The following is a 21,952-nucleotide window of genomic DNA, read 5'->3' on the forward strand; positions in this document are numbered from 1 at the left end:
GGACTTCGACACCGTCGCGCTATCGTCCGGCGAGCACTCCCTGACCTACGTCCACACCGGCGGCTGCCGAGGCGGCCCCGCCGCCACCGCCTCCTCCGCCGCCGCACCACGAAAAGCCTCCACGTCTCTACCGGGTCGCCGCCTGGGTGGTGATTGTCGCTGGGATCGTGTTCATCGCGTCAACCCTCTTCTTCGTCGGCGCGATAGCTCTCAGCGGCGGGAAGTGTCATCACCACCGCCACCACCACGGCATGTTCCAACAGGGTGGGCCCGGCGGACCCGGCGCCGGCGCGCCATGGCAGTTCCGGTGGCCCGGGCCGCCGCCTCCGGGCATGGGCCCCGGTTTCCCGGGCGGCCCCGGTGGCCCCGGTGGTCCTGCCCAGGCACCGACGTCCGGGCCCAGCACGCCTAGCACCGCGCCCGGCCGTTAGCGGGGCTCGGCCGACGCCGACACGCGGTCGAACCTGTTTCGGTACACCCCGTCGCGGGGTATGCCTGGGCACGTGACAGAGACCGACACCACGCCGGTGCCCGCCGTAGGTCGGCGTCAAATCGCCTGTTGCCCTTGATTTTCCGTTACACAGCCCAGAGGAGATAGCGAATGACCGAGCGCTACACCACAACTGACGGCGGCAGCCCTGCGCCCAGCGACGACCAGTCGCTGACCATCGGCCCCGACGGTCCGATCCTGTTACAGGACCACTACCTCATCGAACAGATGGCTCAGTTCAACCGGGAACGCATTCCCGAACGCCAGCCGCATGCCAAGGGCGCGGGCGCATTCGGGCATTTCGAGGTGACCAACGACGTCAGCCAGTACACCAGGGCGGCTGTTTTTCAGCCAGGCACCAAGACCGACATGCTGGCCCGGTTCTCTACCGTGGCGGGCGAGCGCGGCAGCCCAGACACCTGGCGCGACCCACGCGGTTTCGCGCTCAAGTTCTACACGACCGAGGGCAACTTCGACCTGGTCGGCAACAACACACCGGTGTTCTTCATGCGGGATCCGATGAAGTTCCAGCATTTCATCCGCAGCCAAAAACGCTTGCAGTCCAATAACTTACGTGACAACAACATGCAGTGGGACTTCTGGAGCCTGTCGCCGGAATCGGCGCATCAGGTCACTTGGCTGATGGGGGATCGCGGAATTCCGAAGACCTGGCGGCATATGAACGGCTACAGCAGTCACACCTACAGCTGGATCAACGACGCCGGTGAGATCTTCTGGGTGAAGTACCACTTCAAGACCGATCAGGGCATCGAATTCCTGACCCAGGATGAGGCCGACCGGCTCGCCGGTGAAGACGCCGACCACCACACCAGAGATCTGTGGCAGGCGATCGAGCGCGGGGAGTATCCGAGTTGGTCGCTCAAAGTTCAGATCATGCCGTTCGAGGAAGCCAAGACCTACCGGTTCAACCCATTCGACCTGACCAAGGTGTGGCCGCACGGCGACTACCCGCTGATCGATGTCGGCAAGATGACGTTGAACCGCAACGTCACGGATTTCCACACCGAAATGGAGCAGGCAGCGTTCGAGCCCAACAACACGGTGCCTGGCACCGGGTTGAGTCCGGACAAGATGTTGCTTGCCCGCGGGTTCTCCTACGCCGACGCGCACCGGGCCCGGCTCGGCGTGAACTACAAGCAGATTCCGGTGAACGAGCCGCAGGTCGAAGTGCGCAGCTACTCGAAGGACGGCGCGATGCGGATCCGTAACGTCACCGATCCGGTGTATGCGCCGAACTCCTATGGCGGTCCGCAAGCCGACCCGGCACGCGCTGCCGAGGTGCGTTGGATGGCCGACGGTCAAATGGTGCGTGCCGCGAACACGCTGCATGCCGAGGACGACGACTTCGGCCAGGCCGGCACCATGGTCCGCGAAGTTCTCGACGACGCGGCGCGAGAACGCTTGGCCAGCAACATCGTCGGCAGCTTGTCCGATGGTGTGCAGGAGCCGGTGTTGTCCCGGGCATTCGAATACTGGCGCAACGTCGATGCCGATCTGGGCAAGAAGGTCGAAGAGGGGGTTCGGGCGACCGTCCGCTGACCTGTCGGTGTGGCATATGAGGCTGGCATGATCGTGGCATGAGTATCGAAGTCGTTTACACCACCGCATCTACGGCCACTGGTGGCGGCCGCGACGGCCACGTGAAGTCGGACGACGGCCGCATCGACCTGGAAACCCGCCCGCCGAAGGCAATGGGTGGCAACGGCGAGGGCACCAACCCCGAGCAGTTGTTCTCCGCCGGGTATGCGGCGTGCTTCCTCGGTGCGTTGCGGTTAGTGGCGGGCAAGGCCAAGGTCAAGCTCGACGACGCGACCGACGTCACCGTCGAGGTGGGGTTCGGCAAGGACTCCGCAGGCGGATTCGGATTGACCGGCAAGATTGTCGGCTACCTGCCGGGGTTGGAGCAGAGTGCGGCCGACGACCTGGTACACCAAGCCCACCAGGTGTGCCCGTATTCCAAGGCGACCCGGGGCAACATCGAAGTGGACGTCTCGGCCCGGGTATAGCTGCGGCTTCAGCGACGAAATTGGGTACCTGTTTACCTCGTGCAGTTGATTCGGTCGGGAATATGTCGGGACCATCTGGAAGATGAAGAGATGGTGGCTATCGCTCCGGTAGCTGCTGCCGGCCCGGAGGGAGCGTGATTTGACACGCATCGTCACCACCGTCGCTCCCCGCCCGGCCGAGACCGAACTGACCAGTTCGGCCGTCGTCGCGCAATACATCGCCGACGGTTGTTTAGTCGACGGTCCGCTGCGCTGCGTCGGCCTGGAACTCGAGGCGCACTGCTTCGACCCGAACGATCCCCTGCGCCGGCCGAGCTGGGACGAGATCGCCGGGGTGCTCAACTGGCTGAGCCCGCTGCCGGGCGGGAGCGCGATCACGGTGGAACCCGGTGGCGCCGTTGAACTTTCGGGCCCTCCCGCGCGTGGTGTGCTGGACGCGATCGAGGCGATGACCCGTGATCAGGCGGTGCTCCGATCCGCCCTTGCCGACGCCAGGCTGGGCCTGGTCTTCGTGGGAGCTGACCCATTGCGCCCGCCGGCGAGAATCAACCCGGGCGCGCGTTATCGGGCGATGGAACAGTTCTTCGCCGCGAGCCACAGCGGTGCGGCGGGCGCGTCCATGATGACTTCGACGGCTTCTATCCAGCTGAATCTGGATGCGGGTCCGCAGGCCGGGTGGGCCGATCGGGTGCGCCTGGCCCACGCTTTGGGGCCCACGATGATCGCGATCGCCGCCAATTCGCCCATGTTGAACGGCGAGTTCTCCGGTTGGCAGTCCACTCGGCAGTGGGTGTGGGGTCAGATGGACTCCGCGCGGTGTGGGCCCGTCTTGGGCGTCAGCGGCGACGATCCCGGCACCGACTGGGCCCGCTACGCGTTGAAGGCCCCGGTGATGATGGTGCGTAGCCCAGACTCTCAAGACGCCTACGCCGTAACGCACTATGTACCGTTCACCGATTGGGTGGACGGCCTGGTATTGCTGGACGACCGTCGCCCCACCATTGCCGATCTGGAATACCACCTGACCACGCTGTTCCCGCCGGTGCGGCCACGGCAATGGCTGGAGATCCGCTACCTCGACAGCGCCCCCGCCGCCATTTGGCCCGCGCTGGCCTTGACGTTGACCACCCTGCTGGATGATCCGCTCGCCGCGAACCTGGCGGCCGAGGCCGTCGAACCGGTGGCCACGGCGTGGGACACTGCGGCGCGGATCGGGCTGGGCGATCGGCGCCTTTACACGGCGGCCAACCGCTGCCTGGCCGTTGCCGCCGAGCGGCTGCCGCCCGAGTTGTCCCCCGAACTCCGCGACGCGATGCAGCAATTGATGCTCAACGTCGAGGCGGGGCGCTGTCCGGCGGATGTCTTTTCCGACCTGGTGATCGAGCATGGCGTCGCCGCGGTCGTGTCGCGGATGGCGCAAGGGGAGTCGTGACGGCGCGCCAAGGGCTCGCCGATGATTTGGAGCGGGCGCGCACGCGCACGCTGCGACTGGTCGATTTCGACGACGCCGAATTGCGTCGCCAATACGACCCGCTGATGAGTCCACTGGTGTGGGATCTGGCGCACATCGGTCAGCAGGAAGAACTGTGGCTGTTGCGCGGTGGAGATCCGCGCCGGCCGGGCCTGCTGGCGCCCGAGATCGAGGGACTATACGACGCGTTTGTCCACTCCCGCGCGAGTCGGGTGGAATTGCCGCTGCTGTCGCCGGCGAAGGCGCGCTCGTTCTGCCGGACGATCCGTGACGCCGCGCTGGACGCGCTGGCGGCGCTGCCGGAGGAAGCGGAAGACTTCCAGTTCGGCCTGGTTATCAGCCACGAAAATCAGCACGACGAAACCATGCTGCAAGCATTGAACCTACGTACCGGCGCTCCGCTGCTAAAGGAGACGGGCGCGGTTCCGCCGGGTCGTCCGGAGTTGTCCGGAACGTCGGTGCTGGTGCCCGGCGGGCCGTTTCGGCTGGGCGTGGACGCCGCGGACGAGCCTTACTCGCTGGACAACGAGCGTCCCGCCCACGTGGTCGAGGTGCCGAACTTCCGGATCGGGCGGGTTCCGGTCACCAACCGGGAATGGCGCGAATTCATCTCCGACGGTGGCTATGACCAGCCACGCTGGTGGTCGGATCGGGGGTGGCAGCACCGCCGGCAAACGGGCCTGAGTGCGCCGCAGTTCTGGAACACCGACACGCGCACCCGGTTCGGCTACGTCGAGGACATTCCCCCCGACGAACCGGTGCAGCACGTCAGCTACTTCGAGGCCGAGGCCTATGCGGCGTGGGCGGGGGCGCGGTTGCCCACCGAGGTCGAATGGGAGAAGGCCTGCGCCTGGGACCCGGCGACCAACACCCGTCGGCGCTATCCGTGGGGCTCCGAGCAGCCCGAAGGCCGCGCGAACCTGGGTGGCACCGCATTGGGCCCGGCGCCCGTCGGCGCCTACCCGCAGGGTGCGTCGGCATGCGGTGCCGAGCAGATGCTCGGCGACGTGTGGGAATGGACCAGCTCGCCGCTGCGGCCGTGGCCCGGATTCGTGCCGATGATCTACGAGCGCTACTCCCAGCCCTTCTTCGACGGCGACTACCGGGTGTTGCGCGGTGGGTCATGGGCGGTCGAGCAGTCCATCCTGCGCCCCAGCTTCCGCAATTGGGACCACCCGTATCGTCGGCAGATCTTCTCCGGCGTCCGCCTGGCATGGGACGTCTGATGTGCCGACACCTGGGATGGCTCGGGGAGCCGGTGAGCGTGGCCGCGCTGGTGCTCGACCCGCCGCAGGGTCTTCGGGTGCAGTCCTATGCGCCGCGCCGCCAGAAGCATGGGCTGATGAACGCCGACGGGTGGGGTGTGGGGTTCTTCGACAGCCTTTCTGACAGTGTCTCTGACCGGACCACACCGCGCCGCTGGCGCAGTCCGGCGCCGTTGTGGGGAGACGCGTCGTTCGAGTCGGTCGCGCCGGCGCTGCGCAGCCACTGTGTGGTTGCCGCGGTGCGCTCGGCCACCATCGGCATGCCGATCGAAGCCAGTGCCACCGCGCCGTTCACCGACGGACAGTGGCTGTTGTCACACAACGGCGTGGTCGACCGCGCCGTACTGCAACCGCACAGCAGAGCCGAATCAGTGTGCGACAGTGCGATTCTCGCGGCGATGATCTTCGAGCGCGGACTCGACGCCCTGGGCGACACGATCAACGAAGTCGGCACCGCGGATCCGCTGGCACGGCTGAACATCCTGGCTGCCAACGGTTCTCGACTAATCGCCACCGCATGGGGCGACACCCTGTCTGTGCTGCGTCGCCCCGACGGTGTGGTCCTGGCGAGCGAACCCTACGACGACGACCCGGATTGGGAAGATGTGCCTGACCGTCACCTGGTGGAAGTTACCGCTGACGGCGTCACGTTGACCGCACTGAACCGCCCGAAAGGATTCTGATGACGCTCACGCTGTCCAATCATCTTGCCGAGGACGCGGCGTTGAACGCGTTGCGGCACGATGTGTACGTCGGCCTACAGCAGTCGCCGAAATCCTTGCCGCCCAAGTGGTTCTACGACGCGCACGGCAGTGATCTGTTCGACCAGATCACCAGGCTGCCAGAGTATTATCCAACGCGGGCCGAAGCCGCCATCCTGCGTGCCCGCTCCGCCGAGATCGCGGCGGCGAGCGGAGCCGATACCTTGGTGGAACTGGGCAGCGGGACGTCGGAGAAGACACGGTTGCTGCTGGATGCGTTGCGGGACCGGGCATCGCTGCGCAGCTTTGTGCCCTTCGACGTCGACGCCAGCGTCCTGTCCGCTACCGCCAGCGCTATCCAGGACGAGTACCGGGGCATCGAGATCCGTGCCGTCTGTGGGGATTTCGAAGAGCACCTGACCGAAATCCCGGACGGCGGACAGCGGCTGTTCGTGTTTCTGGGTTCGACGATCGGTAACTTGACGCCCGAACCACGTGGGCAGTTCCTGGCAGCCCTGTCTGGGGTGATGCAGTCCGGGGACTCGCTGTTGCTGGGCACCGACCTGGTCAAGGACACCGGTCGGTTGGTCCGCGCCTACGACGATGCCGCCGGGGTGACGGCCCAGTTCAATCTCAACGTGCTGGCGGTGATCAACCGGCAACTCGACGCGGATTTCGACGTTGACGCCTACCAACACGTCGCGCGTTGGAACGCCGAGGAAGAACGCATCGAGATGTGGCTGCGGTCCACCGAGCGCAAGCGGGTTCGGATTGGGGCGCTGGACCTGACCGTCGATTTCGAAGCCGGCGAGGAGATGCTCACCGAGGTGTCCTGCAAATTCCGTCCGGACGCGGTGGGCCGTGAGCTGGCCGACGTGGGTCTGCGTCGCATTCGGTGGTGGACCGACGATGCGGGCGACTTCGGTTTGTCGCTGGCCGTCAAGTGAGCGACCCGCTGGCCGAGCGGTGGCGCGCGGCCAGGCCGGCGGCCGCTGGGCTGCACCTGGACAGCGCCGCGTGTTCGCGCCAGAGCTTGGCGGCCATCGATGCCGCCGCCGCCCACGCGCTGCACGAGTCTGAGGTCGGCGGTTATGTGGCGGCCGAGGCTGCCGCACCGACGCTTGACGCCGGACGCGCCGCGGTCGCCGCCCTTTTCGGTCTCGTCGACGCGGAGGTGGCGTTCACCACCGGTTCGCTCAACGCGCTGGATTTGTTGCTGGGTAGTTGGCCCCGGGACAGCAGGAGCCTGGCCTGCCTGCCCGGCGAGTACGGACCGAACCTGGCCGTCATGGAGGCGCACGGATTCCAGGTGCGGATATTGCCGACGCTCGAAGACGGCCGGTTGGCCATCGACGACGCGGCGTTCGAGCTGGAGGAGAATCCGCCCGACCTGGTGCACCTGACGCCGGTGGCCAGTCACCGCGGCATCGTGCAGCCGCTGGGGATGGTGGCGAAGCTCTGCCGCGAGCTCGGTGTGCCGCTGGTGGTTGACGCCGCCCAGGCGCTCGGGCACATCGATTGTGCGGTGGGCGCCGACGCCGCCTATTCCTCGTCGCGCAAGTGGATAGCCGGACCACGCGGTGTCGGCGTGCTGGCGATGCGGCCCGAGCTGCACGAGCGGCTGACCCCACGATTACCCGCACCGCTGGACTTTGGTGAGGCCAATGTCGCTGCGCGGGTGGGCTTTTCGGTTGCACTCGGAGAGCATTTGGCCGTTGGCCCGGAGAACGTGCGGGCCGGGTTGGCCAAGCGGGGTGCGACCGCGCGCGGCCTGCTGACCGACGTCGACGGCTGGGTGGTGGTCGAAGAGATCGAAGAGGCCAGCGCCATCACCACATTGGCGCCTGTCGACGGCGCCGACGCCGAAGAGGTGCGGAACTGGCTGCTCGCCGAGCGTCGGATCCTGACCACTTACGCCGGTGTGCAGCGGGCACCGCGGGAGTTGACCGCGCCGGTGCTGCGCATCTCCCCGCACGTCGACACCACCGCCGAGGATCTGGAGACGTTCGCCGAGGCGTTGATTGAAGCGACGGCGGCGACTTCGGCCTGAGACTCCGTCAGCCAGGCTTGTGCGCGGAGAGCAGGTAAGCGGGTAGCTTCGTCCGACCCTTTTCGTCGCGCTCGTAGGACTCGAACGGCGACTCGGGGATCGGAGGCATGTTGCCATGCACATATGCCGGCCGGATCTCGTCCACCTCGAAGTATTTGCTTACCGCCGAACGCAATTCGTCCTCGTCCACCTCGTTGGGGCGGATCGGAAACTCGGCCGGGAAGGCGCCCTTGGCGAACGCCAGTATGTAGAAGGCGCCGCCGGGAGCGGTCGCGCGGTGCACCGCGCGCAGATAGGCGTCGCGGTCGGCGACCGGCAGCGAATGGAACAGCGTGCTGTCCATCACGGTGTGGAACCGGTCGTCGTAACCGGCGAACTTCGTGATGTCGGCCACGGCGAACGTAGCCGTGTCGAGGCCGCGATCTTGCGCGGCCTTGGTCGCCGCGGCAATGGCGGTGGGCGAATTATCAATGCCCACAACGGTGTAACCATCGGCGGCCAGCGTCAGTGACAGCTCGGCGACTCCACACCCGGCATCCAGGACGTCTCCACGTACCCCGCCGGCCGCGATGACGGCGGCAAGGTCGGGTTGGGGTTCGCCGATGTTCCACGGTGGCGGCGCTTGGAAGATCTTCTCCTTGTAAGCGTCGTCCCAGTCCATTGTCTCGGGTGTGCTCATGCTCCCCAACCTAGACGTCCCAGGTGTGCACCGGTTCGTTGGCGTGCATGTGTTCGCAGTAGCGACGCAGCATTTCGGCCAGTGCCCGCGGCCGGGTCATGCCGGCGTCTTCCAAGGCGCGGACGGTCGATACCTGCCAACTGGCACCGTTGCGTCCAGTCCGGGCGCGCCCCTCGATGACACCGAGAAACCGCTCGCGCACCTCGACGTCGACACCAGAGCGCTCCAGCCCTTCGTGGGCCATCGGTAAGAGCTTGTCGAGCACCAATTCCCGGGTGCTCAACTCGCCAGCACCAGGCCAATGCATGCGGGCCTCGATGCCGTTGCGGGCGGCTGCCAGGAAATTGTGTTGCGCGTCGGGAAAACTCAGCTGCGACCACACCGGCTGCTCCGCCTCGGACATGGTGCGCAGCAGTCCGTAGTAGAACGCCGAATTCGCAAGCATATCAACCACACTCGGTCCGGCTGGCAGCACGCGATTCTCCAGCCGCAGGTGCGGGCGACCGGTCCCTGCTATCTCCGTGACGTCGTATACCGGCCGGTTCCACCGGTAAACCGTGCCGTTGTGCAACCGCAGTTCGGAAAGCTGCGGGGCGCGTCCTGCGGCCAGTTCGGCTACCGGGTCCTCGTCGGACAATTCGGGCAGCAGCGACGGGAAGTAGCGGATGTTCTCCTTGAACAGGTCGACGACCGAAGTGATCCAGCGTTCGCCGAACCACACCCGGGGCCGCACCCCCTGGGTTTTCAGTTCCTCCGGCCGGGTGTCGGTGGACTGCGCGAACAATTCGATACGCGTCTCCGACCACAGCTCGTGTCCAAAGAAATACGGCGAATTGGCTCCGAGCGCCAACTGCGGCCCGGCCAGCGCTTGGGCGGCATTCCAATTGGCGGCAAAGTCTTCCGGTGCCACTTGCAGGTGCAATTGCATACTGGTACAAGCAGATTCGGGTGCGATGGTGGCGGCCTGCCAGCTCAGGGGTTCCGGACCGCTGATGTTGATCGGGATGTCCTCGCCGCGGGCATCGAAGATCGAGTCGTTGAGAGCCGTGTAGCGAATCGACTCGCTCATCCACCCCTCGGATAGATGCTTGGGCATCAGGGTGGGCAGGATGCCGATCATGACGATGTGTGAGCCGCCGGCATTCGCCTTGAGCTCTGCATCGTTGAGGCTGGCACGCACGTCCTTTTCCAGGTCCAGCACGGTATGACCCAGCAGCGGACGCGGCGGCACGTTGAATTCGATGTTGTAGGCGCCTAATTCGGATTGGTAGGCCGGATCGGCGATGGCGTCCAGCACAAATCGATTCGACATGGCGGGTTGGTAATCGGAGTCGACAAGGTTGCACTCGATCTCCATGCCGGTCAGCGGCCGCGCGGAATCGAACCTGGTGCGGGTAAGCATCGTCTCAAAGACGTCTAGACACAACCGCAACTTGCGCCGGTACTCCCGCCGATGGATGCGGTCATACGTGGTGCGCTTAACCTCTTCGCCCACAGAACCGATGCAACAGGTTTACCGGCCGCTGCGCAAGCTGGCCGAGCTGGCGACCACGATCTGCGGCAGCGGACGGAGCGATCGGTTGAATACGGTTCCGCCGCGCAGCCTGACGTCGATGTCGGGGTCGGCGTGCCGGGCCAACGCGAGGTATGCGGAGCGACTGTACGCACGCAGCGAGCTGATGATCCCGTCGTGGGGCATGGCAAACATGGCCCACGGCAACATCTGCGCCAACCGGGCGATATGCAGAATCGACGGCGGCCGGGGTAGGTCGATGATCACCAATTTGTCTGCGACCCGGGTTCCTTCGGCGAACACCCGTGACGCCGACAGTGGTGCCAGATGATGAAACGACAGCGCGAACACCACCAAGTCGAACGAGCCGTCGGGCGCGTCGATGTCGGCGGCATCCAGCTGGCGGACCGTGGCGCGGGGGTGAGAACCGAGGTCACCCGCGCTGATGGCGGCAACCAACGCGGGATCGACGTCGCTGACCGTGAGGCGAGCGCCGGGATGCATGTTCAGCAGCGTCCGCGACAAACCGCCGTGACCGGAGCCGAGTTCGAGGATCCTGGGTTCGGCTATCTCGCCGACTTCGTCCAGCACGATGCGCGCAATCGTCTTGTGCAGCCCGAACAGCCGTCCGGCCCGGTCCAGGGACCGGATCGCCGCGCGCTTCTTGCGTTCTACGTCGTCGCGGTCGATGTACTCGGCACGATCGGTCTCCAGCCTCCGGTCGAGCCAGGACGCGTCCGGGCCGCCACGCGGCATGCCCGCTATATCCTGGTCAGTCGCCACTAGGCAATCATGAACGATGACCCGCAGTGTCCAACGTCACCCCCATAGGAGAGCGATAGGTGGCCGAATCCGCCGAGTTCGTCGCCGCAATCGACCAGGGCACCACCAGTACCCGCTGCATGATCTTCGATCACGACGGTGCCGAGGTGGCCCGTCACCAACTTGAGCACGACCAGATCCTGCCGCGCGCCGGCTGGGTCGAGCACAATCCGGTCGAGATCTGGGAGCGCACCGCCTCGGTGCTGATGTCTGTGCTGAACGCCAGCAATATCGCGTCGAAAGACATTGCCGCGCTGGGGATTACCAATCAGCGTGAGACAACACTGGTCTGGAATCGTAAGACCGGGCGGCCGTACTACAACGCGATCGTGTGGCAGGACACCCGCACCGACCGCATCGCGTCGGCACTGGACCGGGACGGCCGTGGCGATGTCATCCGCCGCAAGGCCGGCCTGCCGCCGGCGACGTACTTCTCGGGCGGCAAGCTGCAGTGGATCTTGGAGAATGTCGATGGGGTGCGCGCCGATGCCGAACGCGGCGACGCTCTTTTCGGCACCGCCGACTCCTGGGTGTTATGGAACCTGACCGGCGGTACCCGCGGCGGAGTGCACGTCACCGACGTCACCAATGCCAGCCGGACCATGCTGATGAACCTGGAGACCCTCGACTGGGACGACGAACTGCTGTCGTTTTTCGACATCCCGCGCGCGATGTTGCCCAAGATCGAGCCGTCGTCTCCGCTGCAGCCGTACGGCCTCACGTCGGAGTCCGGTCCCGTCGGCGGTGAAGTGCCGATCACCGGCGTCCTCGGTGACCAGCACGCCGCGATGGTCGGCCAGGTGTGTCTGGATTCCGGGGAGGCGAAGAACACCTACGGCACCGGCAACTTCTTGTTGCTGAACACCGGCGAGACGATCGTGCGCTCCGACAACGGCCTGCTGACTACGGTCTGCTATCAGTTTGGCGACGCGAAACCCGTGTACGCACTTGAGGGTTCGATCGCGGTGACGGGCTCGGCGGTGCAGTGGCTGCGCGATCAGCTGGGTATCATCAGCGGGGCCTCGCAGAGTGAGTCGCTGGCCCGCCAGGTCGAGGACAACGGCGGGGTGTACTTCGTGCCGGCGTTCTCGGGTCTGTTCGCGCCGTACTGGCGATCCGATGCCCGCGGCGCCATCGTCGGGCTCTCGCGGTTCAACAACAACGCCCACCTGGCTCGCGCGACACTCGAGGCCATTTGCTATCAGAGCCGCGACGTGGTGGACGCCATGGAAGCCGATTCCGGTGTGCGGCTGGAAGTGTTGAAGGTGGATGGCGGTATCACCGCCAACGACTTGTGCATGCAGATCCAGGCCGACGTCTTGGGCGTGGACGTGGTGCGGCCGGTGGTCGCCGAGACCACCGCGTTGGGCGCTGCGTACGCGGCGGGGCTGGCGGTCGGATTCTGGGACAGCGAGGACGAGCTGCGGGCGAACTGGCAGGAGGACAAGCGCTGGACGCCGAACTGGGACGATGACCAGCGCGAGGCAGGCTATTCGGGGTGGCGCAAAGCAGTGCAGCGGACCCTGGATTGGGTCGATGTTTCTTAGTCCAAAGTCCGCTGCTGGGCCGGCTCAGTCCTCGCCGAGGATGCCGTAGATCTCCCGACGCGCGCTGTTGAGCACATCGACGATCCGTTGCTGCTGCTCAGCGCTGGCGGCGTGGGTCGATTGCGCGACGGCACCGAACAGTTGACGGCTGGCCGTTCGCAGGTTGATGTGCCCCGGGTCCACACCTTCGGCGATCTCGTCCCACGGCGGGGTTTCGACCTTGGCCGCGGCGGTGCGACCGTCGTCGGTCAGCTCGAACAGTTTCTTGCTGCCGTCGGTTTCGTTGGCAGTGATCAAGCCCTCGTCGTCGAGCAGTTGCAGAGTGGGATAGACCGAACCGGGGCTGGGCTTCCAGATGCCGTTGCTGCGTTCGGCGATCTGCTGGATCATCTCGTACCCGTGCATGGGGCGTTCCTGCAGCAGCACCAGGATGGCCGCCCGGACGTCGCCGCGTCGCCCGCGACCGCCGCGTCTGCCACCGCGCCCACCAGGGCGGAAACCGAAGCCCGGTCCGAAGTCAGGACCGAAACCGGGACCGAAGCCAAAGCCGGGCGGTCCGTCGTGATCGCGGGCCTGTTCGCGAAGGTTTTCGAAGAATTCCCGGCGGGCCTGCCGCCTGGCACCATGTAACGCTCGTCGTCCAAGGGGGCCGGGTATCGGCCCTGCGCCGGGACCGAAGCCGAAGCCAGGTCGCGGACCGAATGGCCCGGTTGGGGGAGTGAATGGGGTGTTCATATCTGGATCCTTAGGTCTTGTCGTGGAGGCGCCGGTACGGCACGCTCCGGAGTATCAGGTTGTATCACGATATATCGGAAACTAACGTGATGCAACGTGTCGGCCTCAAAATTCCTCGTTTGCGACCCCCGAAGGCCGGGTAGCAACTTTGGGATGAACGGCAAGAACCACGACCTGTCTATGGCGACCGGTCCTGGTAGTGCCGGCCAGCCGACCCCACGCGGAGACGACGAGGGCGCCGCCGCCCGTGCGCGGGTGAACTGGGTATTCGCGCTGCTCACGGTTCCCGGAGCGGCCATCGTGATGCTGTTTGCGCTCGGTGCGGTGATGAGTACCGACTCGTGCAGTGGATGCTCGAATTTGGGCGGTGGGTTCAGCTTCGACGTCTTGTTCTACGGCCCGCCGGTGGTAGCCCTGCTGGTGATCGTCGCATCAGTCTTTACCGCCAAGAAGCGGGCCGGCATCGTGGTTCCGCTGGTCGGATTTGCGTTGCTGGTGGGCGACGTAGCTATCTTGGCCGCCACCGTAATGCAGTAACTAGCTCGGGGGTGAAAACCCGCCGGCATCGTTTTGCGCGGGCTGTGGTTGTGGTTGTGGCTGGGGCTGCCACCCTTGCGGTTGTGGCTGGGGCGAGGGCCACCCTTGCGGTTGCGGCCAGCCCTGCGGTTGAGGCCAGCCCTGCGGACGCAGTCGCGCCAGTTCGCGGCGGTGCCGTTCGGCCAATACCGCGGCGAGGATCAACTGCGGCGGAACACCCGGCGGCGGCGGGGGTGCAATGTGCGAAACCACGTCGCCAGCAATCCGGTAAGCCATCTGGTCACGCAGTCTTGGATCGAGTTGCGTTGCCCGCGAGAGGAATTGACGTGCCACCTCGGCCTGCCCGGCGCTTAGCCCGGACAGTTGCAGGGAGGACGCCCATCCCGCCAGGGGTGGTGGCATCGCCGGCGGCGGTGCCAGGCGGGGTCCGCGCTCACTGACTACGACGGTGCCGGCGAACATGTCGCCGACGCGTTTTGCCTTGGGCGACAACACACTGCAGATGACGGCCGGACTGCCGAGCAGCATCCAGATCTCCACCACCGCAGCCAGTGCGCGAAACAAGGCCTGGCGGAAGCGTTCTGGGCCGCCGTCATCGGAGACCACCCGCAGGCCCATCACGATCTTGCCGATCGACCGGCCTCGCGTCGCGGTCTCGATGGCCACCGGGTAGCCGACCATCGCGAGCACCGTAAAGATGATCAGGAACGCGATGACCCACGCATCGTCGAATTGGGACAGCGCGGCCGCCGACAGCATCACGCCCAGGATGTAGCCGACGAAGATCACCGTGAGGTCGATGATCGCACTGAGCGCGCGCACCGGTAGCTGGGCGATCTGCACGTCCAGCACCACGGCATCCCCGGTTACCACCTCCGACATATCGGGAACGCTACAGGCTTTCGACCGGTGCGCCCCCGCGCTCGGTAGGCTGCTCGGGTGGACGTCGACGCGTTCCTGCTGACCCACCGAGGCACGTGGGACCGGCTCGACCACCTGATCAAGAAGCGCCGTTCGCTGACCGGCGCCGAGGTCGACGAACTCGTCGAGCTCTACCAGCGCGTGTCAACGCATCTGTCGATGTTGCGCTCGGTGTCGTCGGACTCGCTGATCACAGGTCGTCTGTCCAGTCTGGTCGCGCGGGCGCGTTCTGCCGTTACCGGCGCACACGCCCCCCTGACCAGCACGTTCGTCAGGTTCTGGACGGTGTCATTCCCGGTGGTGGCCTACCGGGCGTGGCGGTGGTGGTTGGCGACGACGGTGGCGTTCCTGGCACTCGTCGTGGTCATGGCGTTCTGGGTCTCCGGCAGCCCCGAAGTGCAGTCCGTCATCGGTACGCCCGCTGAGATCGATGAGCTGGTCAACCACGATGTGGAGTCCTACTACAGCGACCACCCCGCCGCTGCGTTCGCGCTGCAAGTCTGGGTCAACAACTCGTGGGTTGCCGCCAAGTGCATAGCGATGTCCGTCGTACTGGGACTACCGATACCCTTCGTGCTCTTCGAAAATGCCGCCAATTTAGGAGTGATCGCCGGCCTGATGTTCCACGCGGGCAAAGGTGGTTTGCTGCTGGGTCTGCTGCTGCCGCACGGATTGCTGGAGCTGACAGCGGTGTTCTTGGCCGCGGCGATCGGAATGCGGCTGGGCTGGTCGGTGATCTCACCGGGTGATCGGCCGCGGGGGCAGGTGCTGGCCGAAGAGGGTCGTGGCGTGGTGTCGGTTGCTGTCGGGCTGGTGGGCGTGCTGCTTGTTTCAGGTCTGATCGAAGCGCTGGTGACGCCGTCTGGGTTGCCCACCTTCGTCCGAATAGGTATCGGTGTGCTGGCCGAAGCGGCGTTCCTGTTCTACGTCGTGTACTTGGGCCGTCGCGGCGTGGCCGCCGGCGAGACCGGCGATATCGAGGACGCGCCCGACTTCGTCCCCACCGCCTAGCCTGGCCCCGCCCCCTCCGCCGATGCATAGTCGGCGGGGTGCCAAGGGTCTTAAAGCTGGCCGGTCGCCTTCATTGCCAGATACCGGTCGGCGAGACCGGGCGCGATCTCGGTCGGTCCGGCGTCGACGACCTCCACCCCGCTGCGGCGCAGACGCGACGCGATCGCCCGGCGCTCGTTGCGGGCGCGTTCGGCCGCCGCGGCGTCGTACACCGCGGCCGCATCCGACCGCCCTGCCGCAAGCTCCGCCACGCGCGGGTCCGCCACCGCCGCAACCAGCACGTGGTGTTTGGCCGACAACTGCGGCAGCATCGGCAGCAGCCCCTCGTCCAGGGCGGTCGCGTTCAGGTCGGTCAGCAGCACCACCAGTGACCGTCGACGGGTACGCCGCATAATGGTGGCAACCATTGCCCGCCAATCGGATTCGACCAGAGCAGGCTGTAACGGCGCCATCGCTTCGACAAGCTGAGCGAGTAGTTCGGTGCGTGACGCGCCGAATACGGCGGCCCGGCTTACCCGGTCGTGCGCGAGGAAGTCCACGTGGTCCCCAGCGCGTGAGGCCAGCGCCGCCAGTAGCAGCGCCGCATCCATCGCCCAGTCCAGTCGCGGCCAGCCGGCGGGATCGGCTGCGGTCGGGTCGATTCCGACTCGCCCGGCCGACATGCGCCCGGTATCCAGGACTATCACTACACGTCGGTCACGCTCGGGCCGCCAGGTGCGGACCATGACATCGGTACGACGCGCGCTGGCCCGCCAGTCGATCGAGCGGACGTCGTCACCCACGACATACTCACGCAGCGAATCGAATTCGGTGCCCTGACCGCGGATGAGGGTGGGCAGCAGCCCGTCGATCTCCCGCAACTTGGCCAGCCGCGACGGTAAATGCTTGCGGGACAAGAACGGTGGCAGCACCCGTACCTGGCCGGGCACCGATTGCGAGCTCTGGCGTCCCGCCAACCCCATCGGGCCAATGGACCGGGCGGTGACCGCCGCAGCCCGCTGGTCGCCGCGACGAACCGGATGCAGTTCGGTGCGCAGTTGCTGGTGTTGGCCGGCGTCGAGAACCAAGCGGTGGGTGCGCGGTTCGGCGCGTGCACTCGGTGGCCACGCATCACGCAGCTGTCCGCGGAACCGGCGACGACCGTCGTTGCGTATCAACAGATCCGCCGCCGCGGGCTGACCAAGCCGGACCGAGCCATTCGGCGACCGGGTGAAGCTCAGGCGACGGGTACTGGCCGCCAGCGCGATATCGATGCACACCAGGATCGCCACCACCAGCAGCAGCAGTCCGAAAGCCCTTGCGGGCCAAGGTGCTACCGCAATAGGCAGGACACAGATCAGCGCCAGCAGCCCGGTGCGCCCAGTCAGGATCATTAACGGGGCACCGGGACAGAGGTCAATATGCCGTCCAGGACGCCATCGGGGGTGGCGCCCTCGAGTTCGGCTTCCGGACGCAGCATGACCCGGTGCCGCAGCGTCGGACGGGCCATGGCTTTGACGTCGTCAGGCGTGACGTAGTTGCGTCCCGACAGCCACGCCCAGGACCGGGCGGTGCCCAGCAGCGCGGTGGCGCCACGGGGCGAGACGCCGAGTTGCAGGGCAGGCGATGATCGGGTGGCCCCGACGATGTCGACGATGTAACCCAGCACCTCATCGGCGATCAGCACCTGACGCACCGCTTCGCGTCCGGCCGCTAGTTCGGCGGGGCCCGCTACCGGCTTGATGGCGGACAGGTCGCGCGGGTCGAAGCCGTGGGCGTGGCGGCCGAGGATGGCGATTTCGGCGTCGCGCGGGGGCAACGTCACATTCAGCTTGAGCAGGAACCGATCTAGTTGCGCTTCTGGAAGCTGGTAGGTGCCTTCGTATTCGATCGGGTTCTGCGTAGCGGCGACGATGAACGGGTCGGGTAGTAGCTTGGGCTCACCATCGATGGTGACCTGTCTTTCCTCCATCGCCTCGAGCAGCGCGGCCTGCGTCTTGGGCGGAGTGCGGTTGATCTCATCGGCCAGCAGCAGGTTGGTGAATACCGGGCCCGGCCGGAAGGCGAATTCGGCTGTGTGGGTGTCGTAGACGAGCGAGCCGGTGACATCGCCGGGCATCAGGTCCGGGGTGAATTGCACCCGCTTGAACTCGAGCTGCAACGCGGCGGCCAATGCGCGGACCATCAGCGTCTTAGCCACTCCGGGAACGCCTTCCAACAGTACGTGGCCGCGGCACAACAACGCGATCACCAGGCCGCTGATCACACCGTCTTGTCCCACAACGGCTTTGGCGATCTCGGCGCGCAGCCCCAGCAATGCTTCACGGGCGGAGTCGGCAACGGGGGATTGGGTGGTTTGTGTCACGAGTGGGTGACCTGCCTTTCGATGTCGTCCAGCGCGCGGGCCAGGTGTAGTAGGTCGGTGTCGGTGGCGGGCGGAGGCCCATAGAGCTGGTAGTGAACGAAATCCGGGTCGCTGTCAGCGCGCTGGGCCACGGTCATCACCACTGCCGTCGGCGCCGCGTTGGGACCCAGCCCCAGGCGTGGGACCAGGCGCTGCAGCGCCGCCGTACGCAGAGCCTCCGCCGCGCGGTCGCGGGCGCGACGAGACCGGTACAGACGGCCGCGGCCCTCGACCGTCTCCGAGGCGCGGACCACCACGGGCAGCTCCTCAGGCACCAGCGGACCGACCCGCCGCCCCTTCCACAGCGCCACCAGGATCACGACCAGCCAAAGCTGCCAGACGATCCACGTGACGTTCTCCGGAATCAAATCGAGGATGGATCCTGGCGCCCCGGACGACGTGGTGGTGTGGCCCTCGACGTGCTGCGGCGCGAACCAGATAAGCCGAGGCCGGGCGCCGGCGAGGTTCATCGCCAACGCCGCGTTGCCCTCTTCGAGCAGCCCTTCGTTCTCCATGAAGTGACTGGTGCCGACCACCGTGACCGTTCGGCCGGCATCGCGATAACTGACCACTGCTCCGCCATAACAGCTGACCATGTCCAGGTCGTCTGCCCTGGTCCGATACGCTTCGCTCGGACCGAGATTCACCGAGCCGGCCCGATTAGCTTGTGGCAGTGAACAATTAGGATCGTTGTTGAATTGGCCGGCGGTGCCGCTGCGCAGCTTCGGTGTCAGCACTGTGCGGGCACGGGTGGTTGGATCCACCAGCAGCAGGTCGCCGGGCAGGTCGGCCAGCCGTTGCAGCAGCGTGTTGTCGGTCAGGTACTGGGTCTGGGCCATGAGCAGCAGCGTGTCGGAACGAGCCGCGCGTTCGACGTCGCTGACGTTGTTTGCGACGACGATGTCGACACCACGTTCACGTAGCAATGTTGCCAGTGCGCGAGCGCCGGCCGGGCTCGTAGCCTCGGAATCCATTGTGCCGCCGGGTCGCGCGGCCGTGAGGTACGTAGTGATGGATGCGACGACGGCGAGTGCAACCAGGGTGAGCAGCACTCCGCGCCATGGCCGTCGTTGCCGGACGGGGTTGGTCGCCGGACGTGTGGCGGTCACCGGACCTGCGCCCACGAGTTCTGCGCCGCCGGTTGTTGCACCGTCGACGAAGCGGCTGAGCGCGATCGCAAATGGTCGTCGAGGTCGGCGATCAGCTGGTAGGCGGTTTGGGTTCCCGGCCGCTCACCGTAGGTGACGTCGTTGAAAGCCGTTGCGGCCTGGCTTAGTTCGCCAGCTAGGTGTGGCAACGCCGCGCCCGCGTCGTTGGCCAACTCGTTGGCGGTGCGGCCGGGCACTTGGGTAAGGACCCCGGTCTCTTCCAGCTCGCGGGCCACGGCACGGAGTCGATGTCGGATGGCCGCGGCCCAATTGCCTTCGGCGGCAAACGCTTCCGCGGTCGCACGGTGTTGAGCCGCGGTCAGCTGGCCGGCATCGAACAATTCGTAGTCACCGCCGCGGTTGGTGCGCATGGTGCGGCGAGCGATGCGGACGGCGACGAAAATGGCGATCACCACCAGGATGACCAGGACCGTGATGGTGAACCACCCGCCTTGGACGTGCGAGCTTTTCAGCATCAGCCGTTGCAGGAATTCGTTGATCTTGTCCATGATCACGTCGGTCAGGGACTGGCGCGGATAGATCGGCTTGCTCAGTTCGTGCTGCGCGGCATCATGCGCGGCATCGCGGTCGATGTCGATGAAAGGCAATGTCAGCCGGTCCTCACCTAGAAAGGCCGCGTGAGCCAGAGGTTGTCGGTGGATTCAACGGCGGCCGGCCCGCGAGTCGCACCGGTCTGCAGGACGAGGTCGAACGCCTCGGAGCGCATCCGTCGGTCGGTGTACAGCAGCACGACGACCCCAGCGACGAACGGGGCCGTGACGATCTGACCGATCGCCCCGCCAATCGACGACAGGGTGGTGCCGATAAGCAAAGTGGTGGTACTTGAAGCGCCTATCAACAGAATCTCGGCGACGATAGTGAAGGGCGCTGAGATTGCGCCGGCAACAATTCCCACGACCAAGGCCGCCAGGATGCGAATGCCTAACACCCGCCAAAAGCCGTTGCGGACCAGTGCGAACGATCTGGTGATGGCGTCGAACACCGGTAGCCGTTCCAGCACGATCAGGACGGGAGCGAAGAGCAGCACGGTGTAGGCGTAGACCAGCAGCGCAGCCACTACGAGCAGCAGTGGAAAGCCGAGCAGCACCGCGACGCCGGCGTTGGCCGCCACTCCGACGCCGATCAGGATCACCACGACCAGTCCGATAACCACCGCCAAGCCGACGGCTTCCAGCAACGCCAGCCCGAGTAGCGCCAGCAGCCGCCCGCGGACCTTGGTCCACGCCTCGCGAATGGTGATCGGTGAGCCGAACACCGCCCGGCCGACAATGACGGTCAGCATCCCGCTGAGCAGCATGCTGCCCAGCCAGCCGACCAGGGCGCTCCCGCCAAACGACGCAGTCCACCCGCCCAGGGCCCCGAGGCTCGGTTCTGACTTGTTGCTCTCGAGTTCGTTCATGGCGGCCAACGGCCCGATGGAGGCGAGCAGCGAAATGATCTGCATGATGACCACGACCATTGCGGTCAGGCCCAGTGTCGGCTTCGGGTTGGCCCGGATGTAGCCGACTGCGCCGTTGAAGATGTCGCTCAGGGTCAATGGTCGCAGCGGGATGATGCCGGGTTTGACCGCGCCAGGCACCAGCGGCGGACCCCACGTGGCGCCCGGGGGCGGGCCGTATCCCGGCGGTGGCCCGTAGTTCGGTGGTGGCCCGTATCCCGGGGGCGGGCTGTAGTTCGGTGGCGGTGTTCCGTACGCCGGGGGTGGCCCGTACGCCGGCGGCGGCGCGTATGCCGGGGGTGGTTCATATCCGGATGTCCCAGACGACCCATCGCCCGGGTAGTTAGGCGGCAGCGTGCTCACCGTAGGTAGCCGCTGTCGACGTTTGTCATGGGGTCCATCCTGGCGCATCCTCCAGGTAAGTGCATGCGTCGGCGCGTAGCGTCTCTGGAATGGCGGAACTCAAATCCCGGCTTAGGTCGGATCTGACCGAATCGATGAAAGCACAGGAGAAATTGCGGACGGCGACGCTGCGCATGCTGCTGGCCGCGATTCAGACCGAGGAGGTCTCGGGCAAAGAGGCAAGGGAACTGTCCGACGACGAGGTGCTCAAGGTATTGGCAAGGGAATCCCGCAAACGGGGTGAGGCTGCCGAGATCTACACCCAGAACGGACGTGGCGAACTTGCCGCTAACGAACATGCCGAAGCACGCATCATCGACGAGTACCTGCCGACGCCTCTTACCGACGCCGAGGTGGTCGACGTCGTCGACACCGCGATTGCTCAAGTGGCCGAGTCCATCGGCGAGCGGCCCAGCATGAAGCAAATGGGCCTGGTGATGAAGGTAGCGACGAGTATCGCCGCTGGGAAGGCCGATGGCTCACGGTTGTCCGCGGCGGTCAAAGACCGGCTGTAAGAACGCACTAGATGCGTCCCGCGATTGGTGGGCTTCATCGACGGCTAACTGCAGACGGCACAGATTCGCCCGATCCCACCACCAGTGGTTTCGAATTCTGAGAAATCGGTCCGCCACACTCGGTTGCGTTCGTCAAGCACCCCGACAGCAGACAAACGTCACCGATGTCCTGAGACATCACAGCATGAGCCAGCGGATCGTGCTACAATCGAACGTATGTTCGAGATGGGTGAGGGTCGGCTTGCGATTCAGGATCCGCAGGTCTTCCAAGCCTGG

The 21,952-nt window shown here is 65.9% G+C and carries 22 protein-coding genes; 12 read left to right on the forward strand and 10 right to left on the reverse strand.

The features are described from left to right. Window positions 1-146: 146 nt before the first annotated feature. From A5634_RS29765 to egtE, 8 genes are all read left to right on the forward strand, one after another. Window positions 147-431, forward strand: coding sequence for a hypothetical protein (locus A5634_RS29765; protein ID WP_081290681.1), 285 nt, complete (start codon window positions 147-149; stop codon window positions 429-431). Between the two features lie 170 nt (window positions 432-601). Further along, the gene (locus tag A5634_RS26465) at window positions 602-2,050 is read left to right on the forward strand and encodes a catalase (protein WP_065146990.1); all 1,449 of its coding nucleotides are present in this window, start codon (window positions 602-604) and stop codon (window positions 2,048-2,050) included. Between the two features lie 38 nt (window positions 2,051-2,088). Then, window positions 2,089-2,517, forward strand: a complete 429-nt coding sequence (locus A5634_RS26470) for an organic hydroperoxide resistance protein (protein ID WP_065146991.1) — start codon at window positions 2,089-2,091, stop codon at window positions 2,515-2,517. Window positions 2,518-2,665: 148 nt separating this feature from the next. After that, window positions 2,666-3,949, forward strand: coding sequence for an ergothioneine biosynthesis glutamate--cysteine ligase EgtA (gene egtA / locus A5634_RS26475; protein ID WP_437340015.1), 1,284 nt, complete (start codon window positions 2,666-2,668; stop codon window positions 3,947-3,949). Then, window positions 3,946-5,214, forward strand: coding sequence for an ergothioneine biosynthesis protein EgtB (gene egtB, locus A5634_RS26480; RefSeq protein WP_065146993.1), 1,269 nt, complete (start codon window positions 3,946-3,948; stop codon window positions 5,212-5,214). The genes egtA and egtB overlap by 4 nt, the downstream gene beginning before the upstream one ends. After that, entirely contained in the window at window positions 5,214-5,936 is a 723-nt protein-coding gene (gene egtC / locus A5634_RS26485) for an ergothioneine biosynthesis protein EgtC (protein WP_065147010.1), read from the forward strand. The genes egtB and egtC overlap by 1 nt, the downstream gene beginning before the upstream one ends. Beyond that, window positions 5,936-6,901, forward strand: coding sequence for an L-histidine N(alpha)-methyltransferase (egtD, locus tag A5634_RS26490; protein ID WP_065146994.1), 966 nt, complete (start codon window positions 5,936-5,938; stop codon window positions 6,899-6,901). Before egtC ends, egtD begins: the two co-directional genes overlap by 1 nt. Continuing rightward, window positions 6,898-8,004: an ergothioneine biosynthesis PLP-dependent enzyme EgtE gene (gene egtE / locus A5634_RS26495; protein ID WP_065146995.1), complete on the forward strand. Its 1,107-nt coding sequence runs from the start codon at window positions 6,898-6,900 to the stop codon at window positions 8,002-8,004. The genes egtD and egtE overlap by 4 nt, the downstream gene beginning before the upstream one ends. Window positions 8,005-8,011: 7 nt before the next feature. On the opposite strand, the gene A5634_RS26500 is transcribed toward egtE, so the two are convergent. From A5634_RS26500 to A5634_RS26510, 3 genes are read right to left on the reverse strand one after another with little or no spacing between them, the layout of a single operon-like run. Next, window positions 8,012-8,683 carry a class I SAM-dependent methyltransferase gene (locus tag A5634_RS26500; protein WP_065146996.1) on the reverse strand — a complete coding sequence of 224 codons (672 nt, stop codon included), beginning with the start codon at window positions 8,681-8,683 and terminating at the stop codon, window positions 8,012-8,014. Between the two features lie 10 nt (window positions 8,684-8,693). After that, window positions 8,694-10,178 (reverse strand): glutamate--cysteine ligase, encoded by a 1,485-nt coding sequence (locus A5634_RS26505; RefSeq protein WP_065146997.1) that lies wholly within the window; start codon window positions 10,176-10,178, stop codon window positions 8,694-8,696. A gap of 18 nt (window positions 10,179-10,196) precedes the next feature. Beyond that, the gene (locus A5634_RS26510; protein ID WP_065146998.1) at window positions 10,197-10,952 is read right to left on the reverse strand and encodes a class I SAM-dependent methyltransferase; all 756 of its coding nucleotides are present in this window, start codon (window positions 10,950-10,952) and stop codon (window positions 10,197-10,199) included. Window positions 10,953-11,038: 86 nt separating this feature from the next. Here A5634_RS26510 and glpK point away from each other — a divergent pair, with 86 nt between their 5' ends. Then, complete coding sequence (gene glpK / locus A5634_RS26515) at window positions 11,039-12,565, forward strand: glycerol kinase GlpK (RefSeq protein ID WP_065146999.1); 1,527 nt, start codon at window positions 11,039-11,041, stop codon at window positions 12,563-12,565. A gap of 24 nt (window positions 12,566-12,589) precedes the next feature. On the opposite strand, the gene A5634_RS26520 is transcribed toward glpK, so the two are convergent. Beyond that, complete coding sequence (locus A5634_RS26520) at window positions 12,590-13,300, reverse strand: PadR family transcriptional regulator (protein WP_065147000.1); 711 nt, start codon at window positions 13,298-13,300, stop codon at window positions 12,590-12,592. A gap of 180 nt (window positions 13,301-13,480) precedes the next feature. Between A5634_RS26520 and A5634_RS26525 the strand changes: the two genes are divergently transcribed. After that, complete coding sequence (locus A5634_RS26525) at window positions 13,481-13,837, forward strand: hypothetical protein (protein ID WP_437340016.1); 357 nt, start codon at window positions 13,481-13,483, stop codon at window positions 13,835-13,837. Here the strand turns inward: A5634_RS26525 and A5634_RS26530 are convergent, their stop codons facing one another. After that, window positions 13,838-14,719: an RDD family protein gene (locus A5634_RS26530; protein WP_065147002.1), complete on the reverse strand. Its 882-nt coding sequence runs from the start codon at window positions 14,717-14,719 to the stop codon at window positions 13,838-13,840. Between the two features lie 57 nt (window positions 14,720-14,776). Here A5634_RS26530 and A5634_RS26535 point away from each other — a divergent pair, with 57 nt between their 5' ends. Next, window positions 14,777-15,769 (forward strand): stage II sporulation protein M, encoded by a 993-nt coding sequence (locus A5634_RS26535; RefSeq protein WP_065147003.1) that lies wholly within the window; start codon window positions 14,777-14,779, stop codon window positions 15,767-15,769. A 50-nt stretch (window positions 15,770-15,819) separates the two neighbouring features. On the opposite strand, the gene A5634_RS26540 is transcribed toward A5634_RS26535, so the two are convergent. From A5634_RS26540 to A5634_RS26560, 5 genes are read right to left on the reverse strand one after another with little or no spacing between them, the layout of a single operon-like run. Further along, complete coding sequence (locus tag A5634_RS26540; RefSeq protein WP_065147004.1) at window positions 15,820-17,142, reverse strand: DUF58 domain-containing protein; 1,323 nt, start codon at window positions 17,140-17,142, stop codon at window positions 15,820-15,822. After that, window positions 17,142-18,113: an AAA family ATPase gene (locus tag A5634_RS26545; protein ID WP_065147005.1), complete on the reverse strand. Its 972-nt coding sequence runs from the start codon at window positions 18,111-18,113 to the stop codon at window positions 17,142-17,144. The genes A5634_RS26540 and A5634_RS26545 overlap by 1 nt, the downstream gene beginning before the upstream one ends. Next, window positions 18,110-19,276: a DUF4350 domain-containing protein gene (locus tag A5634_RS26550; protein ID WP_065147006.1), complete on the reverse strand. Its 1,167-nt coding sequence runs from the start codon at window positions 19,274-19,276 to the stop codon at window positions 18,110-18,112. The genes A5634_RS26545 and A5634_RS26550 overlap by 4 nt, the downstream gene beginning before the upstream one ends. Then, window positions 19,258-19,908, reverse strand: a complete 651-nt coding sequence (locus A5634_RS26555; RefSeq protein WP_065147007.1) for a DUF4129 domain-containing protein — start codon at window positions 19,906-19,908, stop codon at window positions 19,258-19,260. The genes A5634_RS26550 and A5634_RS26555 overlap by 19 nt, the downstream gene beginning before the upstream one ends. A gap of 17 nt (window positions 19,909-19,925) precedes the next feature. Further along, a complete protein-coding gene (locus A5634_RS26560) occupies window positions 19,926-21,122 on the reverse strand; it encodes a hypothetical protein (protein WP_065147008.1) in 1,197 nt (398 codons plus the stop codon). Between the two features lie 89 nt (window positions 21,123-21,211). On the opposite strand from A5634_RS26560, the gene A5634_RS26565 reads away from it, so the two are divergent. Continuing rightward, the gene (locus A5634_RS26565; protein ID WP_065147009.1) at window positions 21,212-21,676 is read left to right on the forward strand and encodes a GatB/YqeY domain-containing protein; all 465 of its coding nucleotides are present in this window, start codon (window positions 21,212-21,214) and stop codon (window positions 21,674-21,676) included. Window positions 21,677-21,952 lie beyond the last annotated feature (276 nt).

It is taken from the genome of Mycobacterium asiaticum (assembly GCF_001673365.1).
Classification (GTDB): domain Bacteria; phylum Actinomycetota; class Actinomycetes; order Mycobacteriales; family Mycobacteriaceae; genus Mycobacterium; species Mycobacterium asiaticum_A.

Excerpts from the sequence above, each read along its gene's own strand:
- egtC (WP_065147010.1), top strand. The coding sequence starts at position 5,214 with ATGTGCCGACACCTGGGATGGCTCGGGGAGCCGGTGAGCGTGGCCGCG.
- A5634_RS26530 (WP_065147002.1), bottom strand. The coding sequence starts at position 14,719 with ATGTCGGAGGTGGTAACCGGGGATGCCGTGGTGCTGGACGTGCAGATC.
- egtD (WP_065146994.1), top strand. The coding sequence starts at position 5,936 with ATGACGCTCACGCTGTCCAATCATCTTGCCGAGGACGCGGCGTTGAAC.
- A5634_RS26565 (WP_065147009.1), top strand. The coding sequence starts at position 21,212 with ATGGCGGAACTCAAATCCCGGCTTAGGTCGGATCTGACCGAATCGATG.
- A5634_RS26465 (WP_065146990.1), top strand. The coding sequence starts at position 602 with ATGACCGAGCGCTACACCACAACTGACGGCGGCAGCCCTGCGCCCAGC.
- A5634_RS26470 (WP_065146991.1), top strand. The coding sequence starts at position 2,089 with ATGAGTATCGAAGTCGTTTACACCACCGCATCTACGGCCACTGGTGGC.
- A5634_RS26520 (WP_065147000.1), bottom strand. The coding sequence starts at position 13,300 with ATGAACACCCCATTCACTCCCCCAACCGGGCCATTCGGTCCGCGACCT.
- A5634_RS26525 (WP_437340016.1), top strand. The coding sequence starts at position 13,481 with ATGGCGACCGGTCCTGGTAGTGCCGGCCAGCCGACCCCACGCGGAGAC.
- A5634_RS26540 (WP_065147004.1), bottom strand. The coding sequence starts at position 17,142 with ATGATCCTGACTGGGCGCACCGGGCTGCTGGCGCTGATCTGTGTCCTG.
- A5634_RS26510 (WP_065146998.1), bottom strand. The coding sequence starts at position 10,952 with ATGCCGCGTGGCGGCCCGGACGCGTCCTGGCTCGACCGGAGGCTGGAG.
- A5634_RS26500 (WP_065146996.1), bottom strand. The coding sequence starts at position 8,683 with ATGAGCACACCCGAGACAATGGACTGGGACGACGCTTACAAGGAGAAG.